The 14472-nt window shown below is 66.9% G+C and carries 14 protein-coding genes; 4 read left to right on the forward strand and 10 right to left on the reverse strand.

Translation table 11 applies throughout. The annotated features are described in order from the left end of the window. Window positions 1-38 precede the first annotated feature (38 nt). Window positions 39-1496: an aminotransferase-like domain-containing protein gene (locus NU1_RS28495; protein ID WP_245720361.1), complete on the forward strand. Its 1458-nt coding sequence runs from the start codon at window positions 39-41 to the stop codon at window positions 1494-1496. Between the two features lie 76 nt (window positions 1497-1572). On the opposite strand, the gene NU1_RS28500 is transcribed toward NU1_RS28495, so the two are convergent. Then, window positions 1573-3330: an ABC transporter ATP-binding protein gene (locus tag NU1_RS28500; protein ID WP_067526229.1), complete on the reverse strand. Its 1758-nt coding sequence runs from the start codon at window positions 3328-3330 to the stop codon at window positions 1573-1575. A gap of 102 nt (window positions 3331-3432) precedes the next feature. Here NU1_RS28500 and NU1_RS28505 point away from each other — a divergent pair, with 102 nt between their 5' ends. Beyond that, complete coding sequence (locus tag NU1_RS28505) at window positions 3433-3864, forward strand: MarR family winged helix-turn-helix transcriptional regulator (RefSeq protein WP_245720362.1); 432 nt, start codon at window positions 3433-3435, stop codon at window positions 3862-3864. Window positions 3865-3925: 61 nt separating this feature from the next. Here the strand turns inward: NU1_RS28505 and arc are convergent, their stop codons facing one another. Continuing rightward, the gene (gene arc, locus NU1_RS28510) at window positions 3926-5686 is read right to left on the reverse strand and encodes a proteasome ATPase (protein WP_067526233.1); all 1761 of its coding nucleotides are present in this window, start codon (window positions 5684-5686) and stop codon (window positions 3926-3928) included. Window positions 5687-5932: 246 nt separating this feature from the next. Between arc and NU1_RS28515 the strand changes: the two genes are divergently transcribed. Further along, window positions 5933-6406 (forward strand): WKL family lipoprotein, encoded by a 474-nt coding sequence (locus tag NU1_RS28515; protein WP_067526235.1) that lies wholly within the window; start codon window positions 5933-5935, stop codon window positions 6404-6406. 83 nt (window positions 6407-6489) lie between these two features. Here the strand turns inward: NU1_RS28515 and NU1_RS42840 are convergent, their stop codons facing one another. The 3 genes from NU1_RS42840 to NU1_RS28525 all read right to left on the reverse strand — a co-directional run bounded on the left by NU1_RS42840 (window position 6490) and on the right by NU1_RS28525 (window position 8754). Further along, window positions 6490-6924 (reverse strand): hypothetical protein, encoded by a 435-nt coding sequence (locus tag NU1_RS42840; RefSeq protein ID WP_212761216.1) that lies wholly within the window; start codon window positions 6922-6924, stop codon window positions 6490-6492. Beyond that, window positions 6857-7549, reverse strand: a complete 693-nt coding sequence (locus NU1_RS28520) for a Gfo/Idh/MocA family protein (RefSeq protein ID WP_212761217.1) — start codon at window positions 7547-7549, stop codon at window positions 6857-6859. The genes NU1_RS42840 and NU1_RS28520 overlap by 68 nt, the downstream gene beginning before the upstream one ends. A gap of 371 nt (window positions 7550-7920) precedes the next feature. Continuing rightward, window positions 7921-8754: a tRNA (adenine-N1)-methyltransferase gene (locus NU1_RS28525; RefSeq protein WP_067526238.1), complete on the reverse strand. Its 834-nt coding sequence runs from the start codon at window positions 8752-8754 to the stop codon at window positions 7921-7923. A 239-nt stretch (window positions 8755-8993) separates the two neighbouring features. Between NU1_RS28525 and NU1_RS28530 the strand changes: the two genes are divergently transcribed. Beyond that, the gene (locus tag NU1_RS28530; protein ID WP_067526241.1) at window positions 8994-9890 is read left to right on the forward strand and encodes a RecB family exonuclease; all 897 of its coding nucleotides are present in this window, start codon (window positions 8994-8996) and stop codon (window positions 9888-9890) included. Here the strand turns inward: NU1_RS28530 and NU1_RS28535 are convergent. The 5 genes from NU1_RS28535 to NU1_RS28555 all read right to left on the reverse strand — a co-directional run bounded on the left by NU1_RS28535 (window position 9867) and on the right by NU1_RS28555 (window position 14470). Further along, the gene (locus NU1_RS28535) at window positions 9867-10118 is read right to left on the reverse strand and encodes a hypothetical protein (RefSeq protein ID WP_067526245.1); all 252 of its coding nucleotides are present in this window, start codon (window positions 10116-10118) and stop codon (window positions 9867-9869) included. The two genes, NU1_RS28530 and NU1_RS28535, sit on opposite strands and share 24 nt — an antisense overlap. A gap of 128 nt (window positions 10119-10246) precedes the next feature. Continuing rightward, window positions 10247-11098 (reverse strand): ATP phosphoribosyltransferase, encoded by an 852-nt coding sequence (hisG, locus tag NU1_RS28540; protein ID WP_067526247.1) that lies wholly within the window; start codon window positions 11096-11098, stop codon window positions 10247-10249. A gap of 90 nt (window positions 11099-11188) precedes the next feature. Next, window positions 11189-11452 (reverse strand): phosphoribosyl-ATP diphosphatase, encoded by a 264-nt coding sequence (locus NU1_RS28545; RefSeq protein WP_029923562.1) that lies wholly within the window; start codon window positions 11450-11452, stop codon window positions 11189-11191. Between the two features lie 352 nt (window positions 11453-11804). After that, entirely contained in the window at window positions 11805-13622 is a 1818-nt protein-coding gene (locus NU1_RS28550; protein WP_067526249.1) for a choline/carnitine O-acyltransferase, read from the reverse strand. After that, on the reverse strand, window positions 13619-14470 hold the full coding sequence (locus NU1_RS28555; RefSeq protein ID WP_067526250.1) for a class I SAM-dependent methyltransferase: 852 nt from the start codon (window positions 14468-14470) through the stop codon (window positions 13619-13621). The genes NU1_RS28550 and NU1_RS28555 overlap by 4 nt, the downstream gene beginning before the upstream one ends. Window positions 14471-14472 lie beyond the last annotated feature (2 nt).

Raw genomic sequence — 14472 nt, forward strand, 5'->3', positions numbered from 1 at the left:
TCCGCGGCGCGCCCGGCCCCGCCGCGCAGAATGAACCTGTGACCGCTGAACTACGTACTCCCGACGCGCCCCCGCGCGGCGTCGCGTCGAGCGAGCTCGAGGCGGGTCTCGACAGCAATCGCGCCGATGCCATCGCAGCCGGTCTGCTCGACCGCACCGCGGCCGGTATCGCCGCCGAGGTCGGTCGCCGAATCCGGTGCGGCACACTGCCACCCGGTGAGCGTCTGCCCACCGTGCGCGATCTGGCCCGCGAGCTGAAGGTCTCCCCCGCCACCGTCAATCAGGCCTGGCGCGCCCTGGCCTCGGCGGGCGCGATCGTGTCCCGGGGTCGCGCGGGCACCTTCGTCGCGACGACCGTCCCCGCACCGCACCCCGCCGGACGCTATCAACGGCTGCATTCCCAATCCGACAGCGCTTTCCGTATCGATCTCTCCCGCGGCACCCCCGACCCCGCCCTGCTGCCCGATCTGACCTCGGCGCTGCGCGTACTCGGCGGCGACGACGCGATCGACGATCTGTCGGCCACCTACCTGGGCGAGGCCATGCTGCCCGAACTGGAGGCGACCGTGCGCACCACCTGGCCGCTGCGCGCCGAACGTTTCACGGTCCTCGATGGCGCTCTCGATGCCGTGGACCGACTCCTGGCCGCACATGTGCGGCTCGGTGATGCCGTCGCGGTGGAGAACCCGTGCTTCCCACCCTTTCTCGACCTGCTCTCCCGCATGGGCGCGCGACCCATCCCGATCGGCATGGACGATCACGGCCCACTCCCGGGCGAACTCGCCGACGCCCTCGCCCGCTACTCCCCCACCGCATTACTGCTCCAGCCGCGCGCCCAGAACCCCACCGGCGCATCACTATCCGCCCGCCGTGTCCGAGAGCTGACCGACGTACTCGCCGACCACCCACTGCTGATCATCGAAGACGACCACTCCGACGGCATCGCACATTCGCCACTGCGCTCCCTCGGCGGCCGCCTGCCCGGCCGCACCGTCCACATTCGGTCATACTCGAAATCCCATGGCGCGGACCTGCGGCTGGCCATCGCGGGTGGTCCCGCCGCCTACCTCGACCCGGTCGTGGAACGTCGCATGCTCGGCCCGGGTTGGTCCAGTCGGCTCCTGCAGCGCGTCCTGCTGCAGATGCTCACCGACGACACCGCCCGCACGACCGTGGCCACGGCCCGCACCACCTACCGGACCCGCGCCGACACCCTGCGTAGGGCACTGGCCCGCCACGGCCTGCACATCGCCCGCGGTGACGGTATCAATCTCTGGCTCCCGGTATCGGACGAGAACGCCGCCATGATCGCGCTGGCGGCCTCCGGCATCAAGGCTGCCCCCGGCGGGCCGTTCGAGGTGACCGAGCATCCACGTACCGATCACCTCCGGCTCACCACCGCCGCCCTGCGCGATGGCGATATCGCCGAGGTGGCGGCACATCTCGCGAGTGCTGCCACGGCGTCACCCACCTACCGGCGAGTTCGCCGGGCCTGAGGGGCGATATCGCCCGCCTGGTACCGGCGCGTTGTTCCACCAGCTGTCGATCAGGCCATAACCTGCCGTGTCCGGATCAGCTCACGGCCAGCACTTCATCGCGGGCCAGCAGTTCGGCGTAGAAACCATTGCGCGCCAACAGCTCCGGATGCGTTCCGCGCTCCACGACCCGGCCACGATCGAGTACCACGATCTGATCGGCGTCGCGGATGGTGGACAGCCGGTGCGCGATGGTGATGGTGGTGCGCCCGGCGGCGAGGGCATCGATCGCGGCCTGCACCTCGCGTTCGGTGCGGGTATCGAGAGCGCTGGTCGCCTCGTCGAGCACCATGATGGGCGGATTGCGCAGGATCGCCCGGGCCACCGCCAGGCGCTGCTTCTCACCACCGGAGAACCGGTAGCCACGCTCACCGACGAGAGTGTCGTAGCCATCGGGGAGGTCGGCGATGTGGTCGTGGATCTGCGCGGCGCGGGCGGCCGCGTGCAATTCCGCGTCGGTGGCGTCGGGTTTCGCGAACCGTAGGTTGTCGGCCACCGAGGCGTGCAGCAGGTACGTCTCCTGGGAGACCACCCCGACGGTCGCGGCCAGATCCGCGAAACTCAGATTCCGCACATCGATGCCGTCGATGGTCACCCGTCCCGAGGTCACGTCGTAGAGCCGGGCCACGAGATAACCGAGAGTGGTCTTCCCGGAACCGGTTTCGCCGACTATCGCCAGGCTGGTTCCGGCCGGAACGCTGATATCGATATCGTCGAGCACATTTCGGTCGGCGTCGTAGGCGAAACCCACCCGCTCGAACCGCACCGCACCGGTCACCCCGGTGGGGGGCAATACCGCTGGTTTCGCCGGTTCGACGATATCCGGTCGCAAGTCCAGGTATTCGAAGATCCGCGTGAACAACGCCAGCGAACTCTGCACCTCCACCCCCGTGGACAGCAGCATGACGGCCGGCCGCAGCAGCCCGGCCTGCAAGGTGGTGAATGCCACCAGTGTGCCGATGGATACCAGCGGGGTCCCGGCGGCGGAGGTCAGTCCGGCGGCCCAGTAGACCACCGCGGGCATGGCCGCCATCACGATGGTGATGGTCGACTGCCGCCAGCGACCCGCCATTCCGGACCGAATCTCGAGATCCACCAGTTCGCGCGATTCCCGCGCGAAATTATCGACCAGCGCCGGGGAGCGACCCATGGTGCGCCCCAGGAGAATTCCGCTGACCGAGAGCGATTCCTCGACGATCGCCGCCATACCGGCCATTTGCCGCTGCCGTTCGCCGGTGATCCGGCGGCGCTCGGATCCGACCCGACGGCTGATCCACACGAAGAACGGCAGCATGGTCAGCGACACCAGGGTCAGGCGCCAGTCCAGCGCGAACATGGCGATCACCGCGGCCAGTACCGAGGTGACATTGGCGATCAGCGAGGTCGCCGTCGAGGTGACCGTGGACTGCATACCGCCGATGTCATTGGCGATGCGCGACTGCACCTCCCCGGTGCGGGTGGTGGTGAAGAACGCCAGTGGCATCGATTGCAGGCGCGCGTAGACCGCGGTGCGCAGGTCGTGCATGACGTGCTGTCCGACCGTGGTGGACAGATAGGTCTGCCACACCCCGAATACCGAGGTGAGCACCGCGACCGCGACCATACCGAGGGCGAGCAGCGTCAGCAGTCCGGTGCGGCCGTGCGGCAGCGCGTCGTCGATAACGGCGCGCACCATGAACGGCGAGGCCACACCGACGAGCGAGGACAGGCCGACCAGCGCGGCCACCAGCGCGAGCCGGGAGCGATAGGGGCGAAACAGCCGGATGATCCGGTGAAGTTCGGATCGGGCAGCCATAGGCGCCTCCCTTCCAACAAGAACCTTCGGGCACTAACCTCTGAGCAATAACTGAGCTTGACTCATTATTGTTCCTCAAAACAATGATCTATGCTCAGAAATATGACGGAGGCAACCGAGACCGATCTGCCCGAGCTGTTCCTGCGCACCGCCAAACGCATCCGCCACGGTCAATTGGCCGACCTCGCACCCCTTGGCCTGACCCCCGCGCAGGCTCGCGCCCTGCGCATCCTCGGCCGCGCCGGCGAACCGCTGCGCATGTCCGCCCTCGCCGAACGCCTCGGCATCGTGCCCCGCTCGGCCACCACCGTCATCGACGCCCTGGAATCGGCGGACTGGGTCACCCGCGGCACCGACCCGGTCAATCGCCGCGCCGTCCTGGTGACCCTCACCGACTCCGGCGCGGCGCTGCTCACCCGCATGTCCGACGCCCGCCGCAAGGCCGCACGCGATCTGTTCGAAAACCTCTCCCCCGAGCGCCGTGAAACGTTGCGCGAGATCTTGGCCGAACTCGATTCCACCACCGCGCAGTAGCGCCGACGACAGACGAAAGGGCCGCGCTCCCAAGGGAAGCGCGGCCCGAGGCGATTGCCGATTACAGGTACTGACCCGTATTCGACTCGGTATCTATCGCCCGGCTGGCCGAGGCGTTCTTCCCGGTCACGAGCGTCCGAATGTAGACGATCCGCTCGCCCTTCTTGCCCGAGATCCGAGCCCAGTCATCGGGATTCGTGGTGTTGGGCAGGTCCTCGTTCTCGGAGAACTCGTCCACGATCGAATCGTAGAGATGCTGCAGGCGCAGACCCGGGGTGCCGGTGTCGAGCACCGACTTGATGGCGTACTTCTTGGCCCGGTCCACAATGTTCTGGATCATGGCGCCGGAGTTGAAGTCCTTGAAGTACAGGACCTCCTTGTCGCCATTGGCGTAGGTGACCTCCAGGAAGCGGTTGTCCTCGCTCTCGGCGTACATCCGATCCACGACATGCTCGATCATGGACTGCACGCACTTGTTGCGATCGCCGGGGAACTCGCCGAGATCGTCGGAGTTCAGCGGCAGCGTCTCGGTGAGGTACTTCGAGAAGATGTCCTGCGCCGCTTCGGCATCCGGGCGCTCGATCTTGATTTTCACATCGAGGCGTCCGGGTCGCAGAATGGCCGGATCGATCATGTCCTCGCGATTGGAAGCACCGATCACGATGACATTCTCGAGGCCCTCGACACCGTCGATCTCCGACAGCAGCTGCGGCACGACCGTGGTCTCCACATCGGAGGAGACACCCGAACCGCGGGTGCGGAAGATCGAGTCCATCTCATCGAAGAACACGATCACCGGGGTGCCCTCGGAGGCCTTCTCACGAGCCCGCTGGAAGATGATCCGAATGTGGCGCTCGGTCTCACCGACGAACTTGTTGAGCAGCTCCGGGCCCTTGATATTCAGGAAGAAGGACTTGGCTTCCTTGGCGTCCTCACCCCGTGCCTCGGCGATCTTCTTGGCGAGCGAATTGGCGACGGCCTTGGCGATGAGGGTCTTACCGCAACCGGGAGGACCGTAGAGCAGCACACCCTTCGGGGGTCGCAGCGCGTACTCGCGGAACAGATCCTTGTGCAGGAAGGGCAATTCCACCGCGTCGCGAATCTGCTCGATCTGCCGCGTCAGGCCGCCGATGTCGTGGTAATCGACATCCGGCACTTCCTCGAGGACGAGGTCTTCGACCTCGGCCTTGGGAATCCGCTCGAACGCGAAGCCCGCCTTGGTGTCCACCAGCAGCGAATCACCCGGGCGCAGTTTGCGAATCGGCCGATCCGGATCCTCGAAGTCGTCGACATCGACCAGCTTGGCCAGCGGCCCCGCCAGCCAGACCACCCGCTCCTCGTCGGCGTGACCGACCACGAGCGCGCGGCGGCCGTCGTCGAGAATCTCGCGCAGCGTGCCGATTTCACCGATGGCCTCGAAAACCCCCGCCTCCACGACGGTCAGCGCCTCATTGAGTCGCACGGTCTGACCGTAGGTGAGTTCATTGGTATCGATATTCGGTGAACACGTCAGGCGCATCTTGCGACCGGAGGTGAATACGTCGACCGTCTGATCGTCATACGCACCGATGAGCACGCCGTAGCCGCTCGGCGGCTGGCCGAGGCGATCTACTTCCTCGCGGAGGGCGACAAGCTGCTGACGTGCCTCCTTCAAGGTGTCCATCAGCTTGGTATTGCGAATAGTCAGCGAATCGACGCGAGATTCCAATTCCCGTGCGCGATCCGGTGTGTCGGCCAGTTGCCTCCGGAGTGCAGCGGCCTCGGCGCGTACTACCTCGAGTTCCCTCCAGGCGGCCGAATCCGAATGTTCATTGGGGCTCATGATGCTGCTCCTCCCAGTCCCGGTCTATCAACGCTACCGGGCAAGAACCGTTCTCGCTTTCCGACTCGGTTTCGTCGTGATCACATCTAGGCTGCGGTCGTTAGGGCGGACAACCATGTTAGCCTGCCCTAACCTGTTTCCGGCGAGTTAACTTTCACCGACCAAGTCGAAAGGGTGCTATCGATGCTCCTTCCTAGCAGTCGTACCCGTACCGAGGGCAACGCTTCAAGGGTCCTTCGTGTTTCCGTGGCTACCGTCGCGGCTGCGCTCGCCGTTACCGCCACCCTCGCGGGGTGCGGCTCCGATGACAAGGATTCCGGGGCCGCGACCTCTACCAGCAGTATCGCCGCGAACACCACCACCGCTACCGCGACCGACGCACCGGCACCCACCGCGGCGGCCCTGCAGGCCACGCTGACCGAGTTCGCCGATCCGGCCACACCCGCCGCGGACAAGGCGGAACTCGTGGTCGACGGCGACAAGCGCGTGGCGCTCATCGAGCAGATGAACCAGGGCCTGGCCAATTACCAGGTCACCTTCGCCGTCAGCGATGTCCAGCAGAACGGCGCCGAGGCCGACGCAAAGGTGGCGGTCACCAGCCCGCACGGCACCATGCCGGATGTGCCGATGAACTGGCAGTACACCGATGGCGCGTGGAAGATCTCCGATAAGGCCGCCTGCACCATCCTCGGTATGGCGCGCGCCGCCTGCCAGCCGTAATCCGCGGTACCGCAAGCGCATACCCGCGTACGTCCGCCCACTTTCCGACTGTCGAGACGAGGGCGCAAGCACGTCGGGCGGGCTCATCGACCGGCCACATCCGGCACGGGTACCGGTTGCGAACCCTTCGCGAGCGATCGCGCGCCCGCGACACCCACCAGCGATGCGGCGACGGCCGCGCGGACCGGGACGAGCGGGGGCGCCCCGCGCTCCGCAGTGGCGCGGAAACCTTCCAGTATCGCGACCGTGCCCTCGGCCATCCGGTCGATCGGCTCGCCGTTCACCAGGTAGCGCGGCGGGGTGCGGCGGGTCTCGCGGGTCTGCCCGTCCGGCCGCGCCCAGCCCTCCCGCCGAATCCGCACCGACCAGGCGCGTTCGCCTGGCGCACGAAGGGATTCGGCCACGCCGTGGGCGCCGCGCACCGAGACCCAACTCCAGTGGCTGTCGGCCTCACCGGCGAGAAAGCCGTGCCGGGTCAGCGCGAGTGCGCCGTTGGAGAGCCGGATGGTGAGCACCATTGCGGCGGGCCGTGATTCGCCCGGACCGACCGGAAATGCCGTGACCTCGACGGGCCACGCCTCGGACAGCGCCAGCACCCGGTGAGACGGTGTGCGTGCAGTACGCGGTCGGTGCGACGTGGCCGCGCCAGTGCGCCGGGTCGCCGATCAGTTCGGCGGTGTCCTGCGGCGAGAGACTGTGCAGGTAGTCGGCTTCGACCAGATCGATGCGGCCGAGTTCGCCCGCGGCGATCGCCTGCCGCAGCAGCCGTACATGCGGGTGGAAGACGTAATTCTCCGCGAAGGAATAGGTGGCCGTGGATTGTTCGGCCGCGTCGATGAGTCGGCGGCCTTCCGCTTCGGTGACGCAGGCGGCGGTCTCGGAGAGGACGTGGATGCCGCGCCCCAGGAACACGATGGCCAGCGGGGCGTGCGCGTCGAAGTCATTGGCCAGCACCACACCGTCGAGATTCGCGTCCAGCAATTCGGTCCAGATCGCGGTGACCCGGGCGGCCGGAAACTCCGTGTGCGCGGCGGCCAGCCGGGCCGAATCATGATCACAGACCGCTGCCACCTCGATACCGATGCGGCGCGCCCACTCGGCCATATGCAGACCGCGCAGCAATCCCACGATTCCGATACGCATCCGGCAACGTCTACTCGCGAATCCGAACGCAAACAAACCGTTTTCGGCTCGTGGCGGAACGCTCGGCCTCGGCCGCCGAACGCTCGGCGGTCCCCTGCCCGTGCCGCCGCCCGGTCGTCCCCAACCGCCCGCAGGTCGTCCCGCCCGCCCCGTCGTCCCGGCCGTTCGCGCCGTCGTCCCGGCCGTCCGCCCTGTCATCCCGGCGTGCTTTTGGCCGGGATCCACCGTTCATCCCGAGGGTGCAGTGGATTCCGGCCAAAAGCACGCCGGAATGACGGGGCTTCGCCGAAGTGGTCGGCCCGTCCCGTGCCGTCCCGTGCAGTCCCGTTCCGAGCCGACAGTTCGCGCGCTACCCCGGTTCGCGCGGAGCGTCAGCCCTTGGAGGGTTTGCGCTGCGGTTTGGGGGCGACCGCGCCGTCGGCGAGACGGCGGGCGCTCACCAGGAAGGCGGTGTGGCCCTGCATACGGTGTTCGGGGCGGACGGCGAGGCCGACCACATGCCACGGGCGGACGATCGACTCCCAGGCGCGCGGTTCGGTCCAGCAGCCCTGGCGGCGCAGCTCCTCGACGACCTCGGACAGCTGGGTGGTGGTGGCCACGTAGACGAGGAGGACACCACCGGGGACCAGCGTCTTGGAGACGGTATCGAGGACATCCCACGGCTTGAGCATGTCGAGAATGACCCGGTCGACCTGCTCACCGGAGTACTCGGCCAGGTCGGCGATGGTGAGTTCCCAGTTGGCGGGGCGTTCGCCGAAGAATTTCTCGACATTCTTCACCGCGTGCTCGGCATGGTCGTCGCGGATCTCGTAGGAGATGACCCTGCCCTCGGGGCCGACCGCGCGCAGCAGCGAACAGGTGAGCGCACCCGATCCGGCACCGGCCTCGAGCACCTTCGCACCGGGGAAGATATCGCCCTCGTGCACGATCTGTGCGGCGTCCTTGGGGTAGATGACCGCCGCACCGCGCGGCATGGACAGCACGTAGTCGGTGAGCAGCGGTCGCAGCGCCAGGTAGGGGGTGCCGTTGGCGGAGTTCACCACGCTGCCCTCGTCGGCCCCGATCAGGTCGTTGTGGGCGATCTGCCCCTTGTGGGTATGGAATTCCTTGCCTTCTTCCAGGATCACCGTGTGCTGGCGGCCCTTGGCATCGGTCAGCTGCACCCGGTCACCACTCTGGAAGGGGCCGGTCCGTCTGGCCGTCATGAATCTCCTGTTCTCAGTGCTGTCTATTCGGCAGGACCGGGGCCCTACGTGGTTACGCAGGCTGCCGCCTCCGGGCCTGACCGTTCCTGCCGAGCTGTCTATTCGGCAGGACCGGGGGCCCTACGTGGTTACGCAGGCTGCCGCCTCCGGGCCTGACCGTTCCTGCCGAGTTTTGCTGCGCGATCGCTGCGGCGATCTTCCACTGCACTCTGTCGGTGCCTGGGTTTAGCCTGCCAGGTATGTCAGTGCCCGCATCCACGGCCCCGGATTCGGCGGGCGGTATACCCGCGCCCGTCGAACCCTTCGTTGGGCGGCAGCTCGCGCTGTCACCTTCGCGGGCAGCGGATTTCAAACAGTGTCCGCTCAAATACCGGTTGCGGGCAATCGACCGGATACCGGAACCACCCTCTCGAATGGCAGTGCGCGGAACTCTGGTGCACGCGGTGCTGGAGGGCCTGTTCGGGCTGCCCGCGACCGAGCGGCAACCCGCCCGTGCGGACGCTTTGATCGAACCGGCCTGGGAGCGGCTGCGGGCGGAGCGGCCCGAGATCGCGGACCTCGTCACCGGCGGCGGCCTGGCCGCCCTGCTGGACGAGGTGCGCGAGTTGGTGCGCGTGTACTTCACGCTCGAGGATCCGACGCGGGTCGATCCCGAATCCATCGAGATCTTCGTCGAAACCGAACTCGACGACGGTTCCCCGCTGCGCGGCATTGTCGATCGCATCGATAGGGCGCCGAACGACACCCTGCATATCGTCGACTACAAGACCGGCCGCTCCCCCGCCCCCGCGTACGAGGCGCGAGCGCTGTTCCAACTGAAGTTCTACGCCCTGGTCATGCTGCACACCCGCGGCGTCGTACCCGCGCAACTGCGACTGATCTACCTCGCCGACGCCGAAATCCTCACCTACGAACCCGACGCCGACGAGCTACGCCGCTTCGAACGCATTCTCTCCGCGCTCTGGGCCGCCATCGACGCGGCCACCCGCACCGGCGACTTCCCGCCCAAACGCGGCTGGATGTGCCAGTACTGCGACTACAAGCCGCTGTGCCCGGAATTCGACGGCACCCCGCCGCCGTATCCGCATCCCACGGAATCAGCCGCGGCGGGCTCAGCTACAGAAGGCGTTGCCTGAGGCGTCCTCCCGAATCGTCGTGCCGGGTGCGCACGCCCGGACGAACCACTTGCCATCGGTGCACTCGAGGTAGCTGCCGTAGTCCCACATAACGGTCTGGCCGCGATCGTGGTCGCCGCACGGGAGCAGTTCGTCCGCGGTGGCGACCGCCGAATTCGGGATTGTCGCGACCAATACGGCGATGGCGCCGAAAAGGATTGCCGCGGCGAACTTCCGCAGAATGAACATCGAGCCTCCGAGGTGTCGTGAGAACTTATCGACCAGGACACGGATGAAGCAGGATGACGCTGCTCGAACGCTAGCAACACGCGCCCGCCGTGGATATCCACGGCGGGCGCGTGTTGCGCGTCGAAGTCTCAGAAAGCGCGGCAGGAGCGGATATCGGTGGCGAGAATGGCCTTGGCTCCGAGGTCCGCGAGCCGATCCATCAGGTCGTTGCCGTTCTTGCGCGGTACCAGTGCGCGCACGGCCACCCAATCGGGATCGGTCAGCGGGGAGACGGTCGGCGACTCCAGGCCCGGGGTGATCTTCACCGCGGCGTCGAGCAGCGTCCTGGGGCAGTCGTAGTCCAGCATCAGGTACTGCTGGGCGAAGACCACGCCCTGGATTCGGGCGACGATCTGATTGCGGGCCTTATCGCGCTGGTCGGCGCCCTTGGCCTCGATGAGCACGGCCTCGGAATCGCACAGGGTGTCACCGAAGGCGACCAGGCCGTGCTGGCGCAGGGTGCGGCCGGAGCCGACCACATCGGCGATGGCGTCGGCGACACCGAGCTGAATGGAGATCTCGACCGCACCGTCGAGGCGAATGACCTCGGCCTCGATACCGCGGGCCGCGAGGTCCTTCAGCACCAGGTTCGGGTAGGACGTGGCGATGCGCTTGTCGTAGAGGTCCTCGACCTTCCAATCGCGGCCCGCGGGGGCAGCGTAGCGGAAGGTGGAGCGGCCCATCCCGAGGGAGAGCCGTTCCTGTACGGGCGCACCGGAATCCAGGGCCAGGTCGCGTCCGGTGATGCCGAGGTCGAGCTCGCCCGAGCCCACGTAGATGGCAATGTCCTTGGGGCGCAGGAAGTAGAACTCGACCTGATTGGCGGGGTCGAGGACACTCAGTTCCTTGGATTCGGTGCGCTTGCGGTATCCGGCCTCGGCGAGAATATCGATGGCGGATTCGGAAAGTGCGCCCTTATTGGGGACGGCGACGCGAAGCATAGGGTGTCCTTTCCGGACGGGTGGTGGGGGGACGTGAGGACGGTGGACGCGTGGGATTGGGCCGTACGGCGTGTACGGCGATTCGGCGCGTCACAGATGTCGGTAAACGTCCTCGAGCCGCAGTCCGCGGCCCACCATCAGCACCTGCACCCAGTACAGGAGCTGAGAAATCTCCTCCGCGAGACTTTCATCGCTCTCGTGCTCGGCGGCCAGCCACACTTCACCGGCCTCTTCGAGCACCTTCTTGCCCTGCGCATGCACGCCAGCGTCCAAGGCGGCGACGGTGCCCGACCCCTCGGGACGGTTGACAGCACGATCCTGCAGCTCGGCGAACAGGGCTTCGAAAGATTTCACGAAGAGATATTCTCGCAGACCGCCGAGCCGTCCCGCCCCCGGCCCTGCGGCGCACGGCGAAGATTCGTTGACCGTCACTCACGCTGACTGGGATCGCGATCGCGATTCGGTCGGCTCCCTCCGTCATTCCGGCGTGTTTTTGGCCGGAATCCACACCCCACAGACGTGGATCCCGGCCAAAAGCATGCCGGGATGACGGAAGCTTCAGGGGCGGGGCGGCGTGACCGGAGTCCAGGGAGCACACCGGGATGACCAGGGCGAGAGCAGGCCCGATGACGGACGGGCGCACGATGCACCTCACCCACGAAGTTGGTGGCGCGCCCCGTCTGGCGCGCCACCGGGAAGGCGTCGCTCACGCCCGCGATGCCAACAGCTCCGCGAGTTCGTCCACTGCCGCCTGCAAGTTGTCCGCGAAAGTGTGCATTTGCGCCGCAACGGATTTCGGGGTGGCGAGGTAGAGGTTCCAGCGGTCGGGGAGCATGACGTAGGCGATGCCGATGCACTTCGGGCTGGTGGAGCCGAAGCCGAAGTATCGGATATTCACCGACGGTGCGGAGCTGGTGCTCAGGTAGTCGTCGCGGCTGATGCGCCAGCCGGGACTGTCGTAGAAGGGCATGGGTTCGGTGGCTCCCAGCTGTTCGCCGCGGCGGCGCTGGATGAGTTGCAGCTCCCACAGATGCTGTTCGGGGGCTTCGCCGCGCTGGCATTCCTTGGCGCGGGCGACATGCGCGTCGGCGGCCGCCCGCAGCGCCTGTCTGCGCCCGTCCGCGTCGACAGCCGGATCCTCCATAGCGGCAATGAAATCCAGGATTTCCGGGGTCACCACGCGCATGGCCTCGGTGCGGCCGTTGCGGAAGTGCCGGGTGGCGATGGATTCGTAGGTGGCCCCGATCATGCCCTTGCTGCGCTGATGGGCGAGCTGGTAGCTGAGCTGGGCGAAGGCGTCCGGTGAGATGCCGAGCTGTTTGGCGCGGGTGGTGCCGAAGGTGTCGAAGGACACGGTGGCGGTGGCGGTGTCGGCGGCGTACTGCGCGAAGGACGCGGCGGCGGTGGCGACCTCGCGCTTGTGGTCGGTGTCGAGCGCGAAGACGACGGGCTCGATACCGGGCATGCCCTGCGGTTGCGCCCCGGAGCGGCTGGCGTGGTCGCCGACCGGGTTCTCCAGCAGCGCGTCGACGAAGGACAGGATGGTGGTCCCATCCAATCCGCAGTGTTCGACATTGATTCCGGCCTGGCCGTCGGCGAAGACGATGAACGACACGGCCTTGTCGAACCAGCGATTGCCGCTGTCGCCGTGCAGCAGTTGATCGCAGGCGTGCAGGGCGTCGCGGGGTGCGAAATCCTCCAGGCAGATGAAGAACAGCGCCGTTTCTATGGTGTCGAGCGCGGTCGCGTTCACCGGAGCGGCACGCAGCGTGGTGCGGATGGCGGCCCAATCGGCGCGGGCCATGGTGGTGAGGTGCCCGGCGGAGGCGTTGACCGGAACCCGGCGCGCACCCGCCTTCTTGATGGCGCGCAGACCGTCGGCGATATCGCCGGGCGTGTAGGGCGTCCCGGCGGGGCCGATGACGTCCATGCGAAACATATTGCCGCGGTAGCAGACCACGATATGCCGTGCCCGCGACGGCCCCGGCCAGTCCGCGCTGTAGGGCACCCGCACGCTGTCCTGCGGATCGCCGGGAATCCGGGTCTCGGAGAACAGGAACTTGTTCTGCGCCATATTCAGTCGCTGCCCACGCGAGGTGACCGCGGGAATCTCCTCGGCGTCGAGGAGCAGCTTGTAGTTCACGGCGGCGGTCACCAGCGCGGCGGCGCGGTCGGCCTGATCGGCGGCGGTGGATTCGGCGAGGACGGTGTCGTCGCGGAACAGGAAGAAGAAGTTGGCGTTCAGGGCGATGCGATCGCGGCGACCCAGATACCGCGACGGCCAGAATTCATCCAGCCAGCTATCCACATCCGGTTCACTATCGAAGCGCTGCAGATCGGCGTGCAGGGTTCGGGCCGGGCTGTCCGGGCGCAGCATGAGTTCCACGGCGGCCGCGGTGGCGGCGTAGTCGTCACTGGTGAGCAGCGGCGCGCACCAGTGCAGGAACCGAGTGCAGCTGTCCTCCAGGGTGGGCAGCGGAACCCGGGGCAGCTGGTCGTCGTGGGCGAAGGTCGGTTCGCTCAAGGGAGTTCCTCGTGGTCGGTGGATAGCTGCGGGCGGGATAGGTAGAGCTGTGCGTAGAGCCAACCGTCGGATTCGTATCCGACGGTGTCGATGTCCTCGGCCGCCAGGGTATTCAGTACGCGGTCGCGTTCGTCCGCGGAGGCGAAGCGCCGTTGCCGATACGCGCCGGGCGCGCGTTCGGTGTGGTAGCCGAGTTCGCCGAGTCGCACGGCAATGGGGTCGAAGGAGAACATGCGTAGCACGAAATGTGCCATCCAGGGAAGCTTTCCGCCATGTGCGCGGGCGACCCGGAGCAGGGTGCGGTCGGTGATGTAGCCGACGCAGCCGGTGGAGATGACCAGATCGGCGGTGGCGAGAACGCTGCGCTGGGATTCGGTGGGGTCGCCGGATTCCAGATCGGCGTGCACGATGTCGTGCAGGATTCCGGCGGAATGGGCGTATTCGAGCGCGGGGCGAGACGCGTCCATTCCGAGGAATCCGACACCGGGAAGTTCGTCGGTGGCGAGCGCGGCCCGATCGCGCGCAATAAGTTGCTCGATGGTTTCCGTGCTTGTGTCGCAGGCACTTTCGGCATCACCGAGGTAGTGGCGCGTCAGTTCCGCCATGGTGAGGTCGTGGCGCAGCAGTGCCGCGTTCACACCGTAGGAGCAGCCGAGGTCGAGCACGGTGGGCGCGGCGATCCCGGTCGCGTCCCGATATTCGTCGATGAATTTCGCGAAATGCGGTTTCGCCAGTTCCGGTATGCAGTAATCCAATTCGGCCATTCGCGCGTAGTACTCGCGCGGATCGGGTCGGTCGTAGATGTGGTCGAACGATGCTTTTCCGGTGCTGTGCAGCGAAACCGCCATGG

Source organism: Nocardia uniformis NBRC 13702, from assembly GCF_001613345.1.
In the GTDB taxonomy this organism is placed as follows: Bacteria; Actinomycetota; Actinomycetes; order Mycobacteriales; family Mycobacteriaceae; genus Nocardia; species Nocardia uniformis.

Coding starts and splice junctions, on each gene's coding strand:
- NU1_RS28500 (WP_067526229.1), bottom strand. CDS start 3,330: ATGGCTGCCCGATCCGAACTTCACCGGATCATCCGGCTGTTTCGCCCC.
- NU1_RS28505 (WP_245720362.1), top strand. CDS start 3,433: ATGACGGAGGCAACCGAGACCGATCTGCCCGAGCTGTTCCTGCGCACC.
- arc (WP_067526233.1), bottom strand. CDS start 5,686: ATGAGCCCCAATGAACATTCGGATTCGGCCGCCTGGAGGGAACTCGAG.
- NU1_RS42840 (WP_212761216.1), bottom strand. CDS start 6,924: ATGGTGCTCACCATCCGGCTCTCCAACGGCGCACTCGCGCTGACCCGG.
- NU1_RS28520 (WP_212761217.1), bottom strand. CDS start 7,549: ATGCGTATCGGAATCGTGGGATTGCTGCGCGGTCTGCATATGGCCGAG.
- NU1_RS28525 (WP_067526238.1), bottom strand. CDS start 8,754: ATGACGGCCAGACGGACCGGCCCCTTCCAGAGTGGTGACCGGGTGCAG.
- NU1_RS28530 (WP_067526241.1), top strand. CDS start 8,994: ATGTCAGTGCCCGCATCCACGGCCCCGGATTCGGCGGGCGGTATACCC.
- NU1_RS28535 (WP_067526245.1), bottom strand. CDS start 10,118: ATGTTCATTCTGCGGAAGTTCGCCGCGGCAATCCTTTTCGGCGCCATC.
- hisG (WP_067526247.1), bottom strand. CDS start 11,098: ATGCTTCGCGTCGCCGTCCCCAATAAGGGCGCACTTTCCGAATCCGCC.
- NU1_RS28555 (WP_067526250.1), bottom strand. CDS start 14,470: ATGGCGGTTTCGCTGCACAGCACCGGAAAAGCATCGTTCGACCACATC.